The following is a 19,728-nucleotide window of genomic DNA, read 5'->3' on the forward strand; positions in this document are numbered from 1 at the left end:
GAAAATGCAGCCCTAGAAATGAAAACAAACATAGAATTTATTTAGCAATCACCAGCTTGTGTGTTTCGGTATCCCTGTCCGTAACCACCTGCATTATGTATGTGCCGTTGGTAAATTCGCCCATACTAATTTCAGTTTCAGCATTGGCAGCATTCAACTGTTTTACCAGTTTGCCTGTACCAATTTCGTAAATTGTAACATCTGCATTATTTACTGATTGCGCCAGCTTCAGCGTAAAGTTACCGCTTACAGATGGGTTAGGGTATACAAAGCCTTTACCTGCCAGGGCAAAGTCTTCATTGCTAAGCGCACAGTTTGACTGGGCTTCAAAAGCGCCTATATCACGTGTGCCATTAAAAACAGCCAGGTTTCTTTGGTCATTGAATATATCTGCAGGGTCACCTTTGTCAGCTGCCGGGCTAGGGCAGTTAAATGCGTGAGTGAAAGTCTGCCCGCCGTTATCAGCCAGTGGAAGAAGCATGGCATCCATTGGGCTTCCTACAGTGCCGAAAACGTCACTTTCTACAGGTGTGTATTCTGCAAAATCTACTATCCCGATAAAATTATATCCGCCTGAAGGTATAGCATCAGTATTGCTAACTATATCCGGGCCGCCAAAAACGGCAGTGTTGCCTGCTACTATTGTGTTTTTAAGTGTAGGCGTTGTTGCAGAGTTGTTATAAATACCTCCGCCTGTAGACAGTAGCCCGGCCGAGTTGAGTGTAATTGTGCTGGCATTTATGTTAGTAGTCGCATTGTTGTAAATCCCGCCGCCATTAGCCACAGAACTGTTTCCTGATATGGTTGTAAGCATGATATTCGCTGTACCTGTATTCACATGTATACCGCCGCCTGTTCCTGCTGCGCCATCGCTTACGTTATTGTCAAGGGTAGAGCTGTTTACGTTAAGTGTACCGCCATTGTTAAATATAGCGCCGCCGCCGTCATCAGCCGCCGGGCCGCTTGCAGTATTCTGGCTAAGGGTAACATTGTTTACGGTCATAACGCTTCCGGTCTGGTTCCAAAGCCCGCCGCCTTCACGCCTTGCATCATTAGAAATTATTTCACCCCCATTAATTACAAACGTTGATGCGCCCGATATGTGTACCGCACCGCCGTTGCCGGGATTTGGTGTACCTGCCGTACCGTCAACATCATTATTCATCATTTCGCAGTCGTTTATTGTGTATATGCCCGCAATCACTTCAATTGCACCGCCGGCACGGTTGGCGCTATTGGCATCAAACTCCGTATTTACTATTGTGATATTTCCTGCTGTAGAGAATAATCCGCCGCCACTGCCGCTAGTACCGGTAGCAAGGTTTCCTGTAATTGAGCTGTTGTTTATCTGCATATTTCCGCCATTGTTAAAAATGCCGCCCCCTCCATCTGTAGCAGCAGCACCCTGTGCGGTATTGTCGTCAATATCAACATCATTAAGTGTCATTAATCCGGTACCATTCCAAAGTCCGCCGCCTTGTAAAGATGCAGTATTTCCTGTAACCGAACCGCCTGTAATTGTTGCATTGCCCGTACCTGTTATGTGCAGGCCGCCACCGTTGCCCGGAGGCCCGGTCACGGTATTATCACTAAGCTCAACATTTGTAAGCAGGATGGTACTCGTCTGTGAATTATCTTCGATACCGCCGCCTGCGCGTACTGCAGTATTGCCTGATATTTCGGTGTCAGTAATGGTTAGCATTGAGCCTACATCATTAAGTATGCCGCCGCCGCTTCCTGCAACACCGTTAGCTATATTATTTGTAATTTCTGAATTTATGATTGTAACTGTACCTCCGTTAAGGTTATAAATTCCGCCGCCGCCCTGGTCTGCACCTGCGCCGCTTGCAGTGTTGCCGTTTATGGTAGTACCTGTTATGGTCATGGTGCCGGTGCCATTCCACAGCCCGCCACCTTCAGCGCCTGCATTATTGCCGTTAACCGTACCTCCGGAAATTGTTACCGTACCCATCCCTGTTACGTGAAGTCCGCCGCCATTTCCGGGTGAGTTATTTGTTGTGTTATTGTTCAGTGTAACGTTTGAAAGTGATACGCTCCCTGTAGCGCCAGATACATCTTCAATCCCGCCGCCTGCACGGTTACTTGTGTTACCGGTTATTATAGCTCCGGTAATGTTCAATGTACCGCCAACATCATTTAATATACCACCGCCGCTACCCGCCGCGCCATTTGCCGTATTGTTTGTTATAGATGTGCCTGAGCTTATGGTAAGTGTACCGCTAAGGTTATAAATGCCGCCGCCGCCTTCATTTGCTGCAGCGCCGCTTGCTGTATTATTTGTTATAGTAGTGCCATTTACAAGCATGGTGCCGCTGCCATTCCATAGCCCGCCACCTTCAAGAGCTGCAGTATTGCCACTTACAGTACCGCCATTTATGGTTGTGTTTCCCGCGCCTGTAATATGCAGGCCGCCACCGTTACCGGGGTTTGAAGCTGTACTGTTGTTAATAAGGTTACTGCCTGAAAGTGTTATGGTAGTCCCGGCTCCGGTGGTGCCTTCAATACCGCCGCCCGCGCGCATTGCACTGTTGTTGCTTATTGTGGTTGAATTAATATTTACGGTTGTGCCGGTACTGGCCAGTATTCCTCCACCGCTTCCTGAAGCTCCCGGGGCGCTGTTGCCATTAATGGTAGATGCATTTACGGTAAGGCTTCCGCCTTCAGCGTAAATTGCTCCGCCGCCCTGGCCTGTAAGCGTGCCGTTTGCAACACAGTTGCTTATCGTGCAACTTGTTATATCAAGCAATGAGTTTGTTGTCCAGATGCCGCCGCCGTTTATAGCTGTATTTCCATTGGTTATTGTGAGGTTCACAATAGTTACAGCACCTGCATTAGAAAGTGTAAAAATCCTTGTGGCATTACCACCGCTTAGCGTTGTTTCCGCTGCGCCGTTGCCCACAATTGTTAAAGACTTAATGATAGTGATGTCTGACAAAAGGTTGACATTGTTACCATTTGTGGAAGCATCAAAAACAATTATGTCACCCGGCATTGCATCAATAACTGCCTGCCTTAATGAACCCGGGCCTGAATCGTTTGAGTTTGTTACGGTAATTGTCTGTGCATTTGCCGAAAAACCGACAAGCAGCATTAAAAAAAATACCGCTCTTAAAAATGTAAATTTTTTGTCCATAATTTGTAGATTTATGTTAATGGTACTTAAAGCTACGTACTAAAAATTGCAATAGTTTGTTTTACAATTAGTTAATTAAATCACAATTTATTTCTTAAAAATGGCTTAGCCTTAATGTTTATTGGGAAGTGCAAAGATTATAGTACTTTTGCATTAACAAAAGTTTAGTACATGTTGAACATCAAACTTAAGTCAGGCATTGATAAGCTCCTTTTCGGGATGAAAGAAAAGGACGTAAGAGCCCTTTACGGCGAACCAGACAAGACATACAAAGACGAAGATAAGAACATCATCTGGCTGTATAATGCTCAAATGTTGCGGCTAACTTTTTATGCGGATGAAGACTTCCGCCTGGGGTATATTATCGCTTCACACCCTGAACTGGAATTGTTCGGACAAAAAGTAATAGGGCAGGACTGGAAGACTGCTGAGAAGATTGCAGGTGACAACAAAATAAAAGCTTTCGAAAAAGAAAGCTTTGATACGGTTGATAATTACTTCAACGAAACAAACTGGGTCATCTTCCAGGTAGAATTTGGAAGGGTTGTAAAGGTTGAACTCGGCGCTATCATTAATGTAAAGGACGATGAATTCGACTGGAAGTTTAAGGCCTAAGCCGTTTTATTGAGCCAGTCCAACAGGTCATAAAAATTTTGCGGGGCAACGCCATGGCCTACCGGGTACTCATGGTATTCAGCCATTATCCCGAAATTTTTTAAAGCTTCCGGAGCCTTACGCGCCCATTCAATAGGAATTACCTGGTCAACGCTACCGTGGGAAATAAAGAACTGAAGTTTCGCAGCCTTTTCCTTATCTACACTGTCAATAATATCAGGATTGAAGTAGCCGCTTAGTGCAGCAACGCGTGCAATCTTATCAGGGTAGGTAAGCGCTGCGGCATAGCTAAGTATTGCGCCCTGGCTAAAGCCTATAAGTGTAACTTTATCTTTATCAACAGGATAGTTGGTAACCACTTCATCAATAAATTTTGCAATAAGGTCGCGTGAGGCTGCTGCCTGTACATCATCGCTGAATTTGTTCATGTCTGCATCAAAATTGATGGCGTACCATGCATTGCCATACGGCGGAATTGCATGTGGTGCGCGTGCAGAGATTATCAGGTACTCATCAGGAAGTTGCGTTGCGAAAGAAAACAGGTCTTCCTCATTGCTGCCATAGCCGTGAAGCAGCAGCAACAGCGGGTTTTTATCAAGCTTGTTTTTCGGTTCGCGATCCAGGTGGTAAAGTGAAAGGTTGTTCATTACAGGTTTTTAAACAGGTTTTGGAAAAGCCCGCCCAGTAGCGGAATTTTGTTCATCTGGCCTTGCAGTGCGCCAATAAAGCCGTACATCCACAAGATGAAAAAGAAGATGTAAAACGCTGACGATATCGCCCAACTGTCAAACCCGCTTACAGGGTATCCAAGCGCAAAAAGAACAGCATCAATCCCAGCGCCTGCCGTATATGGAACGATGCAAACGGGTTCTTCGGTTCGCTGTTCTGCACCATCGCGATGATAGTTCCAATGATGGTAAGATAGGCTATAATGGCATTTGTCTTACCGCTTTCAACAGAATTATCCATTACTCAATTTTAATTGTGCTACGTACTTCAATATCGGTGCGCGGGTCAAAAACCACATCCTGGTAAACCGCATCTCCGGCCTTCATGTCTACCGCTATTTTTTTACGGCCGGTCTCTGTACCTTTTTTATTGATAGCCTTAAACGTAATGTCCTGCTTAATAGGCTTATCGGCAATAAGGTAGATTACAAGCTTGTTATCATTGTTCGTGATGCTGTCTTCCTCTACATAAAATTTGCCTGTAGAAAGGCCCTTTGCTTTCAGCTCTTCCGACAGTTCAATTTTTGAATCAAACGTACGCTCCACACCTTCGCTTATGCCTTCAGCCACTTCAGTAGCAGCTTCACCAACGCGCTCTCCTGTTTTGTTCAATGTATCTTTTGCCTTGTCATGAACTTTATCGCATGCGGCAAATACTATTGCCGAGCACGCCAAAATCATTAGCTTTTTCATCTTATTTATTGTTTAAAACGAGTTTTCCGTTATTGTAAATACCATACACTTTGCCTTTCACCGGCTGACCCAGAAATGCAGAATTCTTCGATTTTGAAAGGATGTTTTCCTTGGTGAAAGTGCTTTCACCTTCAGTGGAGAATAATGTAAAGGATACCGTTGCACCTTCTGCAATTTTATTCGTTTCAACCCTAAATATAGCCTTGCCTGCTGTCAGCTTTTCTACAATAACATCAACCGGCAGTACCGTCATCAATGCCCCGAAAGCACTCTCCAGCCCGATGGTGCCGTCTTTAGCCAGGTCAAACTCCAGCTTTTTATTTTCGATGTCAATAGGGTTGTGATCGCTCGTGATGATATCTATTGTACCGTCTTTCACAGCAGCAATCAGCGCCTGTCTGTCACTTTCCGGGCGCAACGGCGGGGCAATCTTGTAACGGCTGTCAAACCCTGTAAGTACTTCATGGGTCAATATCAAATGATGTACAGCAACACTGCAGGTCACATTTAACCCCTTAGCTTTAGCCTCCTTTATCAATTTCACCGACCCTGCCGTAGATATAGTAGGGATGTGCATTTTGCCGCCGGTGTATTCCAGTACCGAAAGGTTTCGGGCTACCATCAATTCTTCGGCAAGTGCAGGAATTCCCTTTAGCCCAAGCCTGGTGCTCACTGCACCTTCATGCACCACACCTTTGCCTTTAATCTTTTCATCCTGGCAGTAGGCTATAACAAGCCCGTCAAAATCCTGCACATATTGCAGCGCGATTTTCATCAGGCCCGCGTCCTGTTGCGATTTATTATAGTCACCGAAAGCAACCGCCCCGGCATTGGCCATGTCATACATTTCAGCAATGTCCTTTCCTTCGCTGCCTTTTGTCAAAGCGCCTATTGGGTGAAGGTTTGCAGCGTGTCCCCCTCCTTTAGCTTTCAGGAAAGAAATATGGCTCTGGCTGTCGGCTATGGGGTTGGCATTAGGCTGTAAAGCGATATCTGTAAATCCGCTCATTGCCGCCACATTTAATCCGTTTGCGATGGTCTCCCTGTCTTCATAACCCGGCTCGCCCAGGCTTACCGAACTGTCAAACCATCCCTGGGAGATATGCAGGCCATTTAGTTCCACTACTTCAAAGCCATCACCTGCCGTCAGCTTTTGGCCTATTTGTTTGATGATGCCATCCGCAACGATGATATCGGCCTGTTTGTTGTGAAACGTACTCTCTTTATCAATTATAACAGCATTTTTAAAGATCAGGTTCATTTTACAAATTTTTGTATGAATAGTTCAAGCAGTAAAAACAGCAGCGTACCCATCACAAACCATTTCCACAGTTCGCTGGCGGTGCGGTGTGACGTAATATCATTAAACACCGTCTCTACAGATGATGCCTTTGTGAATTCACCCAGCACCCCCGGGTTAGATGCACTCAGGTCGCTTTCTGTGCGCGGGTAATTAAAGCTGATATTCTTTATGCTTTCATCATTTTTAGTGATGCTGTAATTGCCCGCCGTTTCAGGATAATCGCCGAAAGACAGCTTTACTTTATTATCAAGCAGCTGCTGCATCGGTATGAAACTTGCATCTGTGCCTTTCACCGACAGCGACTCATCTTTGCCCAGCTGTGCATCAACCACAAGGCTCTGGCTGCGGCCTATTGTTATGGCGCTTATGCCTGTCTTACCGTTGTTCTGCGCCATATTGTAAAAGGTCGGTACAATAAGCGGTGAGTTTTGGAAGTTGCTGTTTTCTTTATTTATCGCTGCCGAAAATATATATACATTGCCCAGCTTGTTAGTAACTGATGCCAGGAACGGCGTGTTATCGTCATACGTTAAAACCTGACTGCCATTTCCAAGTACAAACCCGGTATTGGTTTTCGGGTACTGAAAGTTGTTCACTTTTTTCTCAAATACACCGCTGTACAACGGGTGGCTGAAGGCTATTTTCGTAATTTGCCTTTCGCCTGTTGCACTTCCCCGGAAGGTAATGTTTCCGAATGATGCAAGGGCAGTGTTGAGGTTTTGCGTGGTAGCTGTCTGTGCAGGAATGATTACCACATTACCGCCTTTCGCATAAAAATCTTTCAGCGTAGTGACAAGCGATTGCGGAATCTCAGCAAGTTCGTTCAGGATAACGGCATCCTGTTTTTCTATGCTGTTGTAATCAAGGGCGCGTAACTCCTGAGCAGTATAGTTGAATTCATCTTCGGTATAAATTCTCGAAAGGAAATTATTCTTCGCAGCATCGCCTATTGCCAATACATTGGACTTTTGCGGTTTTGAGATGCTGAAGTAGTAGGTGTTGTCATACGCCAGGCTATTATCGGAAACCGACACATACCCATGGAAATCCTTTTTGGGGATGGTAAATGGGCTGGTTTTCTTCGGTGTGTCAAACTTCACCACCGTTTTTGCAATCAGGTTTTTGCCATTGTAAAGAGCGACCGGAATGTCATTCTCAAACTCACCATACGCCTGCAAGCTTACGTTTATCTCATAGAAGTTATCAAGCGTTTGGGCAATATATACGCTATCGACGGCGACGTTATTTTTGTTCTGCGCTTCAGGGGTTATTGCGTAGGCGGTGCTGCCTTCCGGCAATTTGCTTACCATTTTATCGTCAAGTCCTACAGCATCGGTAATTACAACATAATCTTTACCTGTAGCCGGATTTTTAGCATTTGCCTTCGCCATTAAAAAGTCAGGGCGGAAAGGCACCGGGCTGTACGGCATCGCCATCAGGTCGGCGCGTATGGATTTTACATCGGTATCATAAAAAGCTCCCGTGGTTGTAAGCAGTGATATTTTTTGTGTTTCAGGCGTATTCTCAAGGACGTCCTGTACGGCACGCTTCAGCAGCTCACCACGGCTGCCCTTGGCCTGCATAGAAAAAGAGTTGTCAAGCAGTATTACCATTTCGTTGCCGGACTTGTTGCTTTCGCTCGCTTTGAAGAACGGCTGCGCAAAGGCTATGATAAGGCAGGCGAGGAGGAGCAAACGCACAGCAAGCAGCAGCCATTTCTTGATGACCGAGCTTTTCCGTGTCTGCATACTCAGCTCTCGCAGGAAGCGTACGTTGGTAAAATACTCTTTCTTGAAGCGGCGAAGCTGGAATAAATGTACAAGTACGGGAATTACAAGTAAAAATAAGAAGTAAAGAATTTCAGGATTTTTAAATTGCATCCGCTTGAAAGTTTGTCAAAAATACTAATTTTTACAATAACGCAGGAACGATTGCCTCGGTATAAATTTCACATAATATTTAAATCATTTACTTTTGTTGTGCTTAACTTGCTTTACCATGAAATTATTTCGCCTGGCCCTATTCCTGCTGATTATGACTAACGCTGCTGCACAGGACACATTTAACCTAGTTGTTGGCACTTATACCGATAAGTGCAGGAGCGAGGGTATATATGTTTATGAATATAATGCAAACACAGCTGAGGTGAAACCTAAAAGCGTTACTAAGGGGGTGATAAGCCCAAGCTTTTTGGCAGTTTCGCCGGATAAGAAATTCATTTACAGCGTAAATGAGAATGGTGAGAAGAGTACGATTAGTTCGTTTAAGTATAACAAGGCCAACGGTAAGATTGACTTCATCAATAAAAAGGACAGCGAGGGTGACAGCCCGTGTTATATCATTGCCGATGAAAAGAATGTGATTACGGCTAACTATGGCGGGGGTTCACTAGTGGTGTATCATAGGCGTAACGATGGCGGACTCACAGAAGCGAAACAGGTGGTACAGCATACCGGCAACAGCATAAACAAAGAGCGCCAGGAGAAAGCACATGTACACATGGTGTATTTTAGCCCGGATAAGAAGTACGTATTTTGTAATGACTTAGGTACAGATAAAATCTATATTTATGCCTACAACCCTGACGGAGGCAGCAAAACCCTGACTTTAAAAGAAACTATTGATGCCAAGCCGGGAAGTGGTCCGCGCCACTTAGTATTCAACCCTAACGGAATTTTCTTTTATGTGTTGCATGAGTTGGATGCCAGCCTTGTGGCGTATAGCTACATTAACCAGAAAGTTGAGAAGATACAGGAAACGAGTCTGGTAATGCCGGGAGCAACCGGTAAGAATGGCGGTGCCGACATTAAATTTACGCGTGACGGAAAGTATCTCTACGCCACCAACAGGGGCGATGCCAATACAATTTCAGTTTTTAAAGTGCACAGCAACGGGATGATAAAGATGGTACAGCAACTACCTACGGATGGCGACAGCCCGCGGAACCTGGCCATTGACCCGAAAGATAACCATGTGCTTGTAGGCCACCAAAACAGTAGCAGTATCAGTATCTTCAAACGCAATAAGACCACCGGTATGCTTGAAGACAACTGCAAGCGGATTGATTTGTGTTCGCCGGTTTGTTTGGTGTTTACTGAGGCGAAGTAGAATTATTAGCAATACCTTTTTTTATTTCCCTAAATTCATCTCTGACTAAGGCATAGTCAATACAATTGTGTATAAAATCTGATATTTGTTTTTGAGATGAAAGTAAATCGTTACTAAAATCCAATTCACCAAGAAAAACTTTTCCATCAACTATCAAATGTGGAGCTTTAGATTTGACGAAATCTATTAATTCCGACCTCTTTGATGCACCTAATTTCCCAACTGTAATAGTCCCGTCATGTGTTATGGTGGCTTGATTTTCTTTTAGTGAAATATATTTGTCAACCCGTAGTTCAAGTGATAAATGATATTTTCCTAAAGTGTCAACACCTAACATCAATGAAGTGTTTACCGGATATCCGTCGCCTCGGGTCATTGATGATATTGAAAAAACTTACTATAGATTTTTCATTGACTAGAAATGATCTGTAGTTTCCATAAAATGTACCACTTCCGGCATTTCCATATTTAATGGCTTTAAGCCCAATATCTTTAATTTTATCCAATTTCATCCTGTCATCTTCTTCCATGAAAAAATTGTACAGATTTATAAGAAAAGGATAATATTTATCTTCAGTATTTTCACCTATTATACCGTCATAGATCAAATCATCGATATCAGTTTGCTTAATTTTTCGAAATGGAATTCTCTTAAATTCCTCAGCTTTATTATCAGAATAACAAATATCCTTTGCATCAAGTTCCTTATAAGTAGGAAATTCAGTAGCTAAAACAGCGCATTCGTTTAATTCATTATATGTAAAGAAATAACATAATTTTCCAAGTACTATACAAATTGTTTCAGCCTGTAAGATATCATCATATCTTTTAACCTGCTCTAAAATATTATCCGTTATAGGTTCACCTGGTCTTTTACATTCTATCACACAAAGAATGTCTCGTTGATTATTGTAGATAATTATATCAGCTCTGCCTGACGCACCTTCAGCAAATCTTGACATCGGAACTTCAATTTCAATATTTTGCTTTGGATAACCTTTTTCTTTCACAAGAAAGGATACAATGGCCTGACGTATATTTTCTTCAGGAGTATGTGATATAATGCGTCCCCTAATATTACATATAAGAGTTAAATCACCAATAACCTTTGGATAATGCTTGTTTAATTTGAGTTCAAACATAGAGCAAATCTTTACTTCTTTTTCTTCTTCGCGGCTCTCTTCGCTTCAACAGCCCGGTTACGCGGCGCGGTTTTTCGGGGTTTGGTTTTGCCTGGCCCGCCAAGGTTTACTTTTTTATTCTTGTCTTTCTTTTCGTGGAAAGCCTCGCCGCCTTCCTGCTTGGGGCGTTTCAGCAGCTGTTTTACTTTGTGGCGTACTTTTTCAAACTCAAACAGTTTGTCGCTTATCTCCACATCTTCCGGTATTGGCTGGATGTCGATTTCCTTTTCCATCAAAAGTTCGGCAGAAAGTTGGAATTCCTCTTCTCTCGGAACAATGAAACTTAGCGCTATACCTTCCTTATCGGCACGGCCGGTACGCCCAATACGGTGAATGTACTGTTCAGGCACTTCCGGGAACTCCATGTTTACCACATGCGTCACATCAGCAATATCAAGTCCGCGCGCCATAACATCGGTAGTCACGATACCGCGCAGTTCACCACGCTGAAAAGCCGCCATGGTGTTGAGCCTGTAATTTTGTGATTTGTTGCTGTGTATCACGCCAAACTGGTCAGGGAAGACCTCGTCAAGCTGCGCCATCACGATATCGGCGGTCGGTTTATTGTTCACGAAGACAAGCACACGGTCCATGCCTTCGCCGTTCAAAAGTTTCGTCAGTAAATTCAATTTGGTACGGAAGTTCGGCACATGGTAACCCTGTTGCATGATCTTCTCCAGCGGCGTACCCGATGGCGCCAGTGATACCTCTTCCGGGAAATCAAAAAAATCATTCAGCATGTCATCTACATCATCCGTCATTGTAGCCGAAAACAGTATATTCTGCCTCTTAGCCTTCATCATGCTAAGTATTGATGTCACTTGGAAACGGAACCCGAGGTTCAGTATCTCGTCAAACTCGTCTATCACTAGCTTTTTAGTCTCATCAAAACGCACCACATTATCAAGCGCGAGATCCATCATACGGCCGGGTGTACCAACCAGTACGTCTATACCTTCATACACCTGTTTCTTCTGCGTATTGATGTTTACGCCACCGTAAACACCTACAGTACGAACTGACATATACTTTGTAAGTTTCTCAACCTCTTCAACCACCTGCACAACTAGTTCGCGGGTCGGTACCATTATCACCACACGTGGCGTATGTGTAGGGGCGAACTTCCACTGCTTCAATATCGGTAGAAGATAGGCAAATGTCTTACCCGTACCTGTCTGTGCAATACCCATCATGTCGCGGCCCGAAAGTATCACGGGCATAGCCTTCTCCTGAATTGGCGTGGCGTTTTCAAAGCCAAGTTCATCAAGGGCTTTCTGTAAAGATTTGGGCAGGTCAAGGTCGTGGAAAGTAGCCATGGGCAGAAGTATTTCCGGCAAAGATAGCACTTTTAAAATCAACCGTTTTCAGGAAGCTGTAAGGGAATCCCTGTAAATTAACATAACCTTGAGAAAAAATAAAAACAAGCGTATTAAATTAGCAATAACAAAAGCACTGAAAAATGTCTGAGCACGTAACATTAGGGAATATATCTGTAGCGGCAATCCGTGATTATCTTTTTGCTAAAAGGATTGACAAGGGTGATTCGCTTGTGCTGAACCCGGCTGACTACTCGCACATCCTTGACGAGATTAGAGAATCCGGCGAACCGATTGACATTCCGCTTAATGTACTGGGCGTGCTACTGGTGAAGGACCCCGGAACCGACATACCTGCAGGCAAAGTGCAGATAGTTAAAAACGAACAATTGTAATTCATTACTTACTATATATAATTGGTTTTAAAAAAGCTTCGAAGCATTGCCCGGGGCTTTTTTTGTAAGCCGCTGTTAGAACATAAAAAGACCAGGCCATGAAAGAAGAATTTAAAATTATACGCGATGCCTTTCACGAAGCAGGCGTTGAAATACATACCGCCGAGTACAGCATCACGCCGTATTCGCTAAATACCAAGCTAAGCTTCAAGTTCAGTAATCTTATCGAATTGTTGGAATTCCTGGGGCTTAACGAGTCGCAAACCGACCCGAAGGCGGAAGCGGTAAGGGCAACTTTCGCAAAAGAAGGCCTTGACCCTAACAATTTTTTCTATGTAAACTTCTACAAGCCTAAAGTGGCTGAACTGTAAATGATAAAGCAATGGATGTAGGTTTTCTCAAGATAAAGATAGACATAAAGACTGAGCACGACGAGTACCTTAAAAAGTATGAGTACAAGCGTAAGGAAATGAAGCGTGCCGAGATAAAGAACCTGTTTGAAAGCTTCAAGGAGTTCTTCAAAACAGACGGGCATTTCAAATTCAAAGAGAATGAGCACAGTGTTACTGCCGAATATAAAGACCACGGCATAACGCTTGATATCGACATTTATAAAAATACCGACGCGCCGGGTTTTGATGTGGAAGGCAACATAAAAACTTTTGAGAAAGACTGTTTTGAGTTTATTGCCGAAGGTGTGGCCAGTAAAGAACTTACCTTACCATCGCCGGATGCTGATGCTCATGACCGTATGGTACACGATACCCGCTTTTATAAAGACTTTTTAGAGGGTGACCTGGAATATTCTTACCAATACCGAATTAAAGGCCGTGATGAGGTATATATAAGCTTTGGCGAACTGCTGCAGGCCCTCTAAACAATAAACAACGCAAACCTGCATTAAACCCGCAGGTTTTTTTATTTTTGAACTTTAAAGTTATGATGAAGAAACTAACATTATTTCTGGTACTGGCGTTCTCACTAAGTGCCTTTGCACAACAGTATCGCGAAGAGCTTACCGAAAAGAAACTCCACTGCCTGTCTTTCGCTTCGGGACAGTACATCCATTTCGAAGATGTTTTGCCGGGACTGTATAAATTTTACGTGAAAAGCAATGACTGCAGTAAGGCAGGTGAGCCTATAGCATCTGCTGCGACGCATGACTTTGGTGATGCGAAGATTATAATGCAAAACAAGCTGAACTTCTACAAGCTTCCGCTGAAAAAAGATTACAGCCTTTCAATGCCAACAGGCTACTACCTGCCGTTTATCGAGTCGAAAACACTGGTGCTTACATTCAGCCGCCCGGGCGGTTATGACTATATTGTGCTGGAATTCACTCCGGAACACATTCTTGTTTTTGAAACAGAGTCTAAAGAAAAAGGCGCTGAAGCCAAAGCATTGAAAAGTTTTGATACTGCCACCATGACATCGCTTTTGCCCCGTGCTGAAAAGATTAATCCCATAGCCAAACCTACCGATAAATAATGAACACCCGCCAGCAACAGCTTGATGCTTTTAACCGCCTGCTCGATATCATGGATGACCTGCGGGAAAAATGCCCTTGGGACAGGAAGCAGACCCTCGAAAGCCTGCGCCACCTTACCATTGAGGAGACGTATGAACTAGGCGATGCTATCCTCGACAATAACCTTAATGAGGTGAAGAAAGAGCTGGGCGACCTGCTCCTTCACATCGTTTTTTACGCGAAGATTGGCAGTGAGACGGGCGACTTCGATATGGCGGATGTGGCTAATGAAATCTGCGATAAACTCATACACCGCCACCCTCATATATATGGCGATGTGCAGGTTGAAAACGAAGAGCAGGTAAAACAAAACTGGGAAAAGCTCAAGCTCAAAGAAGGCAAAAAATCGGTGTTGGAGGGTGTGCCCAAAAGTCTGCCTGCATTGGTAAAAGCCAGCCGCATTCAGGATAAGGCAAAAGGAGTGGGCTTCGACTGGGAAGAGCCGCACCAAGTATGGGATAAGGTTCAGGAAGAGCTGGCCGAGTTTCAGGAGGAGGTTAAGGCCGGTGATAAAGAAAAAATTGAGTCGGAATTTGGCGATGTGCTTTTCTCGATGATAAATTATGCACGGTTTTTGGATATCAACCCCGAAGATGCGCTTGAGCGTACCAACAAAAAGTTTATAAAACGTTTTCAATACCTTGAATCAAAAGCAACTGAGCTTGGCAAGCCGTTGGCGGATATGACCCTGGCCGAGATGGATGTTTTCTGGAACGAGGCTAAAAAGTTATGATGAGACAGGTTCTATTGGCGATATTATTCTTTACCGCCGCTATCGCAAACGCACAAAAAATAATGGTTACCGAGCAGCAGATAAAAGTGCTTCCCGGGAAAACCTATGAGCTGCTTTATGGCTTTGCGTCGGGCGACAGGATAATCTTCACAGCCGAGGTTCAGGAGGGTTTCCTAAGTGAAATTGCTGTGGCAGAATATCCTGAGACATATAAGTTCCGCGGGTACACTATAAAGAAAGAGAAGAACCGTGAGTTTACCGTAACGCAAAAAGCGGTGTACAGGTTTACGTTCAATAATGCATCTGATACTGAGAAAATCTGTGAGGTGAAAATTCAGCGTGTGCCGGCTTCTAAAGAATTGCGCGATTTTAACACCGCGGTGAAGATGCGCACCGTGCAGGACACCATCTGGAACAGTATTGTCAAAGATGCCGTTGTGGGTTATGACACGTTGCTGGTACAGAAAACCCGTAAGGTTCCGGCATCGGTAAAGCGCTATGAAGAGATTGTACTCGACAAAAACCAGCGCGTGAGCAGTATGGCCAACATGGGCGATAACCGTGCATCGGTGGTGTTTGACCTTCCTGCGAATGTGCAGGGCAGCAACGAGTCAAAAAAAGTAATTGCCTGGGCATACTGGGTGGGCGTAGGTGAGGAGTCAAACGAGTTCTGGAAGCAGAACCGAAAGATGATTGTGGGCGCTGTACAGGGCGCGACTACACTGTTTACTTCTCCATTGGGTGGTATAGCAGCCGGCGCCGCTACAAACCTAATACTTCCCACAAATGGCGAGGACGTGCAATACGCACTTGCCAATGATGCCAACCGTAAGCTTTTCGAACAGAAAAAGCCCTACAAAACTATCGATGGGGGCAAGGGCATAGCGGGCTACAAACGCTTTACCGAACCCAACATGCTGCAGGGCAGGTATTACATGCTGCTGGAAAACGACAATTATGTGCAGCCGCTTGATGTTGCCGTGAAGGTGTCGGCCATTATTGAGCACACCGTTTACAAAGACGAAAAATATACCGACCAGACCATAACCCCGCGCTATGAGAAAAAGATAGTACGCGAGCCGCAGATTGTGTCAAGAACTATACCAGTAACGGCGGATTATAGGTAATGATTTTAGCGTTTATCATATTTGTATGTATTGTCCAAATCGGACTGTACTACTTATGCGACAAAAATAAAAAGCCGGGATTGAAATGGGTGGTGACGCTGATTATCTTATCTTGTAATTTTTTTGTATTTCCATCCCTGTTCTTTCCTGATGCACAGCCTGAACCAAGATGCGGGATGCCTCAAATGGCAATAACATTTGGTTTTTGGATATTTGGTTCCATCGCTTTTGGCCTCACAGCATTGTTGTATAAAATAAGGCGATTCTTAATTACATGATTTACTATTTCGGGCTTGAGCGAAGGTGTCAAACTGCCCCCTTAGCTATCGGGAATCGAGGTAGGTTAACTGGGCTTCGACAAGCTCAGCCTGACTGACCTCTTATTATTTCGATTCTAACTGTTCTCTACAATTTCTATTTCTTCCGGTGTGAGGCCATAGAGTTCATATACCATCCGGTCTATTTCTTTATCGGTGGCATCAATAGCGGATTTTAGCTCCAGCGCCTTTTTTGCTCAGTCAAAAAATATTCTTCCCACTCGGCTTCTTCTGCCAAAGATAGTTTCACCTTTTTCTTCGCCAGCTCTTTTATAACCTCACCGTATGGTAATTTGTACCAGTCCTGCAATTTCTTCGGCAAATCGTCAAGATTAAATTTGCGCTGAATGGTGCGTTGGAATTTTTGGGAGTGGTCAAATAAACCTTTAGTTAAAGTTATAATACTATCAACTTTCTCAGAAAATTTAGTTTGATTTCGAATCGGAATATTTTTTATAGGAAATGATTTTGCATTAGCTATTAGAACCTTTTGAAATAATTGTTTTTCAATATCAAGAAATTTATACTTATGATAGAAATTAATCAAGCTTGAATTTAAGATTGCCAGTAGATATTTATTCTCGAACTTTTTAGTACTTTTAGAGATTACCCCAAATCCTATTTGAGTATAGTATAAGGACTCTTCAGTATAGGCACAATAAAGTCTCAGAGGATTACCTGAAACTATTTGCCTAATTAAAATCCGGGGTTCAGTAAAAAATCTCTCTTCTCTTTTAGCACCTAACCATTCACCGTAATTAATAAATTCATTACAACTCGGATCAATTATATATCTGTGTATGTTTTCACCTGTAATTAATGGCTTGTAATTTTCATTAATTTTTACTTTCGAATGAAAGGTCCGGTTTTTAATAGTCTCTTCATCGTGACCTTTATATTTATCGTATGGGGTTATACCTAAAGTAAAGTCAGCAATATCTTTCAGCTTGACAATATTTCTTTTCTCAATTTTACTTACAACAGTATTTATAGATGATGTGTTGTAGAGAGAAAATGTTTCAGAACTGATCCAGTCTTTTTTATTTAATAGAAATATTTTATTATTGTCTATAAATGAAATAATTTCAGACTTTTGATAATTAATAACCTCTACAAACTGGTTTTGAGAATCTTTTTGAAGTTCAAATATTATTGTTTCAACCTTTGCATCTTGGAAAATGTTATCAGGAAGTTTAATTACTTTTTTGTATGCGGAAGTATAAGTTTCCTCAATTTGGAGTATGATGAGTTAACGAGCATTGAGTTAGGATTGATATAAGATAGTATTCCTTTTTCTCTAATGATACCTAAGCCCGCCTCAATAAAAATTGAATATAGGTTAATTCTATTTTCTGTTGTTTTGTATTTTTCAAAAAAAGTATCTAATGTCAATATTTTTCAATTGTTTAATGTCTACATAAGGCGGATTCCCAATTACCACATCAAAGCCGCCCTTTTCAAAAATATGCGAGAATTCCTGCTGCCAGTTAAAGGCTTTTTCGCCGGCCACGTCGGGGTCGTCTATCAATGAGTTGCCGCATTTAATGTTGTTGCTCAGGTCATTCAGCTTCCGGTGGGGCTGTGCGGTACGCAGCCATAGGGAGAGCTTTGCAATCTCCACGCTTTCCTCGTTAAGGTCGACGCCAAAAAGGTTGTTCTCCAATATGCTTCCCTCAACATCACTCAGCACCAGCGAGTCGTTGTTATACGTCGCCGAAAGCTCATCAATATAGCGGTGCTCAGCAATCAAAAACTCAAGCGCCTGGTTCAGGAACGCACCGCTGCCACAGGCCGGGTCGCATATGGTTAACTCCAGCAGCCACTTGCGGTACTGCTGCAGGGCATCAAGGCGCTTACGGCTACGCTGCTTTGCAGGCTGGTAATTATCATCGGTAATGTCAAGTTCCTTCTTTTTATCAGTACATAGCTTGCCAACGGTATTGTCAACAATATACTTGGTGATGTATTTGGGCGTGTAAAAAACACCGTCTTTCTTGCGCTTCGTTTTGCTTTTATCGATAGCTGTACCCTCAAGCTGCGCCTTAATCTCATCAAGCTCATTAAGCGAATTTTCGAAAATATGGCCGAGGATATTCACGTCAACCTCGCTTGCAAAATCATAATGGCTCAGTATTTCCGTATGCTTATATAATACATCATCATCAATTTTAATGGCATTAAGCACTACATCTTCACGGAACAGCCCGCCGTTGTAGGCGAATATCTGGTGTTCTTCTTTTTGGGTCGCAGCGGTTTCACTAAAGGCGGGCAATGAAACTTTTGCGCCGGTATTCAGGTCATTGAAATAGATTTTATAACGGTCATATAGCGATACTTCAATACGCATTTCCCGAAGTTGTTTCCACTCTTTATTTATCCTGAAAATAAGATTGGTGGGCAGCAGGTTGCGGTCTTCGGCAAAAAAGATGAACAGGAAACGGTCAAGCAGTTTTTGCGAAATCTTGAAAAGCTCAAGCGGGTCGTAGTCCGGATTCAGCTCTACAAGGTTTTGATATAGTGTGCGCTTAAACAGCGAATAATCTTTATATAGTTTTTTAGTGATGGCATCTTCCTGGCTTACCGATTCGTCTTTTAGTTTTTTGGCAACGCCGTTTGCCAGGTTATCTTTTGCAAGGAGCAGGTACAACAGCGCGAAATCTTTTTCGGAAAGGCTGAAGAGGTTAAACTCAACATGCTCAACCGCATTGTCAATATACAGCCGTAGCTTCTCAAAGTTTGATGTAATGACGTAAATACAGTCAGGCTGATTATTCTTGTAACCGAAAGCTTGTACTTCTATTTTACCAAGGTCTACGGTATTGGTTCCTTTCAGCTCAATCACCGCGCGTACTTTACCGTCAAATAATATGGCGCCGTCAGCCTTTTTACTGTCCTTTACATTTTTGTATTCTGTTGTCAGGTTAAAGTCGGCCGCCGGGTTTTTGGTGTAGCCCAACACGTGCACAAACAGGTCTATGAGGAACTCCCCCTGATATTGCTCTTCTTTACTGTTGCGTATATTTTGCTGGATAGCCGGGTTAAGGAAATGAGCCTTAAAGGTTTCCCATTTTTGTTTCAGCAGTGTTTTATTAGCCTGGCCCAAATATTTGTTCAGGACAGCATTTTGGAATAATGGCATTGATGTGGGTTTGTGTAAAAATAGGAAAATTTTGCTATATTTGCATCGCGATAGGGTGTTACGCCCAATCGTTTACTTAAAGCCGTCAGCTTCCAATTGACGGCTTTTTGCTTTTAAAGCCCCCTAACCCGCGAAGGGGAATTTAGCTTCACTCGTCACCAAACTTTGCGGCTTGACGACTTTGCGAGATTTATGTACGAATAATATGCTTACTACAAGCCTATGTACCTATGTGGTTAAATATGATTCCAGTATTTCAAAGAACGCTTTAGCAAAACTTGAAATACAAAAATATAAGTGTTTCAATACCCAACACCCAACCCAATTACCCGACTGCAAAGTTACGATGGCATTTTCGGAAGCGCATTACAAAACCCTTTCAAAAAGTTAC

Annotated in this window: 20 protein-coding genes; 8 read left to right on the forward strand and 12 right to left on the reverse strand. The window is 43.2% G+C overall.

Translation table 11 applies throughout. From position 1 onward, the window contains the following. Window positions 1–37: 37 nt before the first annotated feature. Window positions 38–3,154, reverse strand: coding sequence for a T9SS type A sorting domain-containing protein (locus tag LRS05_RS06415; RefSeq protein WP_257867551.1), 3,117 nt, complete (start codon window positions 3,152–3,154; stop codon window positions 38–40). Between the two features lie 171 nt (window positions 3,155–3,325). On the opposite strand from LRS05_RS06415, the gene LRS05_RS06420 reads away from it, so the two are divergent. Beyond that, window positions 3,326–3,769: a hypothetical protein gene (locus LRS05_RS06420; RefSeq protein WP_308224841.1), complete on the forward strand. Its 444-nt coding sequence runs from the start codon at window positions 3,326–3,328 to the stop codon at window positions 3,767–3,769. Here the strand turns inward: LRS05_RS06420 and LRS05_RS06425 are convergent. The 5 genes from LRS05_RS06425 to LRS05_RS06445 all read right to left on the reverse strand — a co-directional run bounded on the left by LRS05_RS06425 (window position 3,766) and on the right by LRS05_RS06445 (window position 8,373). Further along, entirely contained in the window at window positions 3,766–4,416 is a 651-nt protein-coding gene (locus LRS05_RS06425; RefSeq protein WP_257867552.1) for an alpha/beta hydrolase, read from the reverse strand. The two genes, LRS05_RS06420 and LRS05_RS06425, sit on opposite strands and share 4 nt — an antisense overlap. Window positions 4,417–4,564: 148 nt before the next feature. Beyond that, the gene (locus LRS05_RS17230; RefSeq protein ID WP_308224843.1) at window positions 4,565–4,738 is read right to left on the reverse strand and encodes a hypothetical protein; all 174 of its coding nucleotides are present in this window, start codon (window positions 4,736–4,738) and stop codon (window positions 4,565–4,567) included. Further along, window positions 4,738–5,190 (reverse strand): hypothetical protein, encoded by a 453-nt coding sequence (locus tag LRS05_RS06435; RefSeq protein ID WP_257867553.1) that lies wholly within the window; start codon window positions 5,188–5,190, stop codon window positions 4,738–4,740. Before LRS05_RS06435 ends, LRS05_RS17230 begins: the two co-directional genes overlap by 1 nt. A 1-nt stretch (window position 5,191) precedes the next feature. Further along, a complete protein-coding gene (locus LRS05_RS06440) occupies window positions 5,192–6,451 on the reverse strand; it encodes a dihydroorotase family protein (protein ID WP_257867554.1) in 1,260 nt (419 codons plus the stop codon). Next, window positions 6,448–8,373 carry a BatA domain-containing protein gene (locus LRS05_RS06445; protein ID WP_257867555.1) on the reverse strand — a complete coding sequence of 642 codons (1,926 nt, stop codon included), beginning with the start codon at window positions 8,371–8,373 and terminating at the stop codon, window positions 6,448–6,450. Before LRS05_RS06445 ends, LRS05_RS06440 begins: the two co-directional genes overlap by 4 nt. Window positions 8,374–8,491: 118 nt before the next feature. Between LRS05_RS06445 and LRS05_RS06450 the strand changes: the two genes are divergently transcribed. Further along, entirely contained in the window at window positions 8,492–9,601 is a 1,110-nt protein-coding gene (locus LRS05_RS06450) for a lactonase family protein (protein WP_257867556.1), read from the forward strand. Here LRS05_RS06450 and LRS05_RS06455 read toward each other — a convergent pair. Genes LRS05_RS06455 through LRS05_RS06465 form a run of 3 tightly spaced genes read right to left on the reverse strand, consistent with a single transcriptional unit; the run spans window position 9,585 to window position 12,098 of the window. Next, window positions 9,585–9,938, reverse strand: a complete 354-nt coding sequence (locus LRS05_RS06455) for a hypothetical protein (protein ID WP_257867557.1) — start codon at window positions 9,936–9,938, stop codon at window positions 9,585–9,587. The two genes, LRS05_RS06450 and LRS05_RS06455, sit on opposite strands and share 17 nt — an antisense overlap. Continuing rightward, window positions 9,925–10,743, reverse strand: a complete 819-nt coding sequence (locus LRS05_RS06460; RefSeq protein ID WP_257867558.1) for a type I restriction enzyme HsdR N-terminal domain-containing protein — start codon at window positions 10,741–10,743, stop codon at window positions 9,925–9,927. Before LRS05_RS06460 ends, LRS05_RS06455 begins: the two co-directional genes overlap by 14 nt. 11 nt (window positions 10,744–10,754) lie before the next feature. Next, complete coding sequence (locus LRS05_RS06465; protein WP_257869243.1) at window positions 10,755–12,098, reverse strand: DEAD/DEAH box helicase; 1,344 nt, start codon at window positions 12,096–12,098, stop codon at window positions 10,755–10,757. A gap of 143 nt (window positions 12,099–12,241) precedes the next feature. Between LRS05_RS06465 and LRS05_RS06470 the strand changes: the two genes are divergently transcribed. The 6 genes from LRS05_RS06470 to LRS05_RS06495 all read left to right on the forward strand — a co-directional run bounded on the left by LRS05_RS06470 (window position 12,242) and on the right by LRS05_RS06495 (window position 15,881). Continuing rightward, window positions 12,242–12,493, forward strand: coding sequence for a hypothetical protein (locus tag LRS05_RS06470; RefSeq protein ID WP_257867559.1), 252 nt, complete (start codon window positions 12,242–12,244; stop codon window positions 12,491–12,493). 98 nt (window positions 12,494–12,591) lie between these two features. Continuing rightward, on the forward strand, window positions 12,592–12,864 hold the full coding sequence (locus tag LRS05_RS06475) for a hypothetical protein (protein ID WP_257867560.1): 273 nt from the start codon (window positions 12,592–12,594) through the stop codon (window positions 12,862–12,864). Between the two features lie 11 nt (window positions 12,865–12,875). Then, window positions 12,876–13,370 carry a hypothetical protein gene (locus LRS05_RS06480; RefSeq protein WP_257867561.1) on the forward strand — a complete coding sequence of 165 codons (495 nt, stop codon included), beginning with the start codon at window positions 12,876–12,878 and terminating at the stop codon, window positions 13,368–13,370. Between the two features lie 62 nt (window positions 13,371–13,432). Continuing rightward, window positions 13,433–13,981, forward strand: coding sequence for a hypothetical protein (locus tag LRS05_RS06485; RefSeq protein WP_257867562.1), 549 nt, complete (start codon window positions 13,433–13,435; stop codon window positions 13,979–13,981). Next, the gene (gene mazG / locus LRS05_RS06490; protein ID WP_257867563.1) at window positions 13,981–14,754 is read left to right on the forward strand and encodes a nucleoside triphosphate pyrophosphohydrolase; all 774 of its coding nucleotides are present in this window, start codon (window positions 13,981–13,983) and stop codon (window positions 14,752–14,754) included. The genes LRS05_RS06485 and mazG overlap by 1 nt, the downstream gene beginning before the upstream one ends. Next, a complete protein-coding gene (locus LRS05_RS06495) occupies window positions 14,751–15,881 on the forward strand; it encodes a hypothetical protein (protein ID WP_257867564.1) in 1,131 nt (376 codons plus the stop codon). The genes mazG and LRS05_RS06495 overlap by 4 nt, the downstream gene beginning before the upstream one ends. 492 nt (window positions 15,882–16,373) lie before the next feature. On the opposite strand, the gene LRS05_RS17235 is transcribed toward LRS05_RS06495, so the two are convergent. From LRS05_RS17235 to LRS05_RS06505, 3 genes are read right to left on the reverse strand one after another with little or no spacing between them, the layout of a single operon-like run. After that, on the reverse strand, window positions 16,374–17,444 hold the full coding sequence (locus LRS05_RS17235) for a TaqI-like C-terminal specificity domain-containing protein (protein ID WP_308224964.1): 1,071 nt from the start codon (window positions 17,442–17,444) through the stop codon (window positions 16,374–16,376). After that, entirely contained in the window at window positions 17,396–17,590 is a 195-nt protein-coding gene (locus LRS05_RS17625; protein WP_374707759.1) for an Eco57I restriction-modification methylase domain-containing protein, read from the reverse strand. The genes LRS05_RS17235 and LRS05_RS17625 overlap by 49 nt, the downstream gene beginning before the upstream one ends. Then, window positions 17,568–19,337: a BREX-1 system adenine-specific DNA-methyltransferase PglX gene (locus LRS05_RS06505; RefSeq protein WP_257867565.1), complete on the reverse strand. Its 1,770-nt coding sequence runs from the start codon at window positions 19,335–19,337 to the stop codon at window positions 17,568–17,570. Before LRS05_RS06505 ends, LRS05_RS17625 begins: the two co-directional genes overlap by 23 nt. Window positions 19,338–19,728 lie beyond the last annotated feature (391 nt).

The sequence above is a fragment of the Flavobacterium sp. J372 genome (assembly GCF_024699965.1).
Lineage (GTDB): Bacteria > Bacteroidota > Bacteroidia > Flavobacteriales > Flavobacteriaceae > Flavobacterium.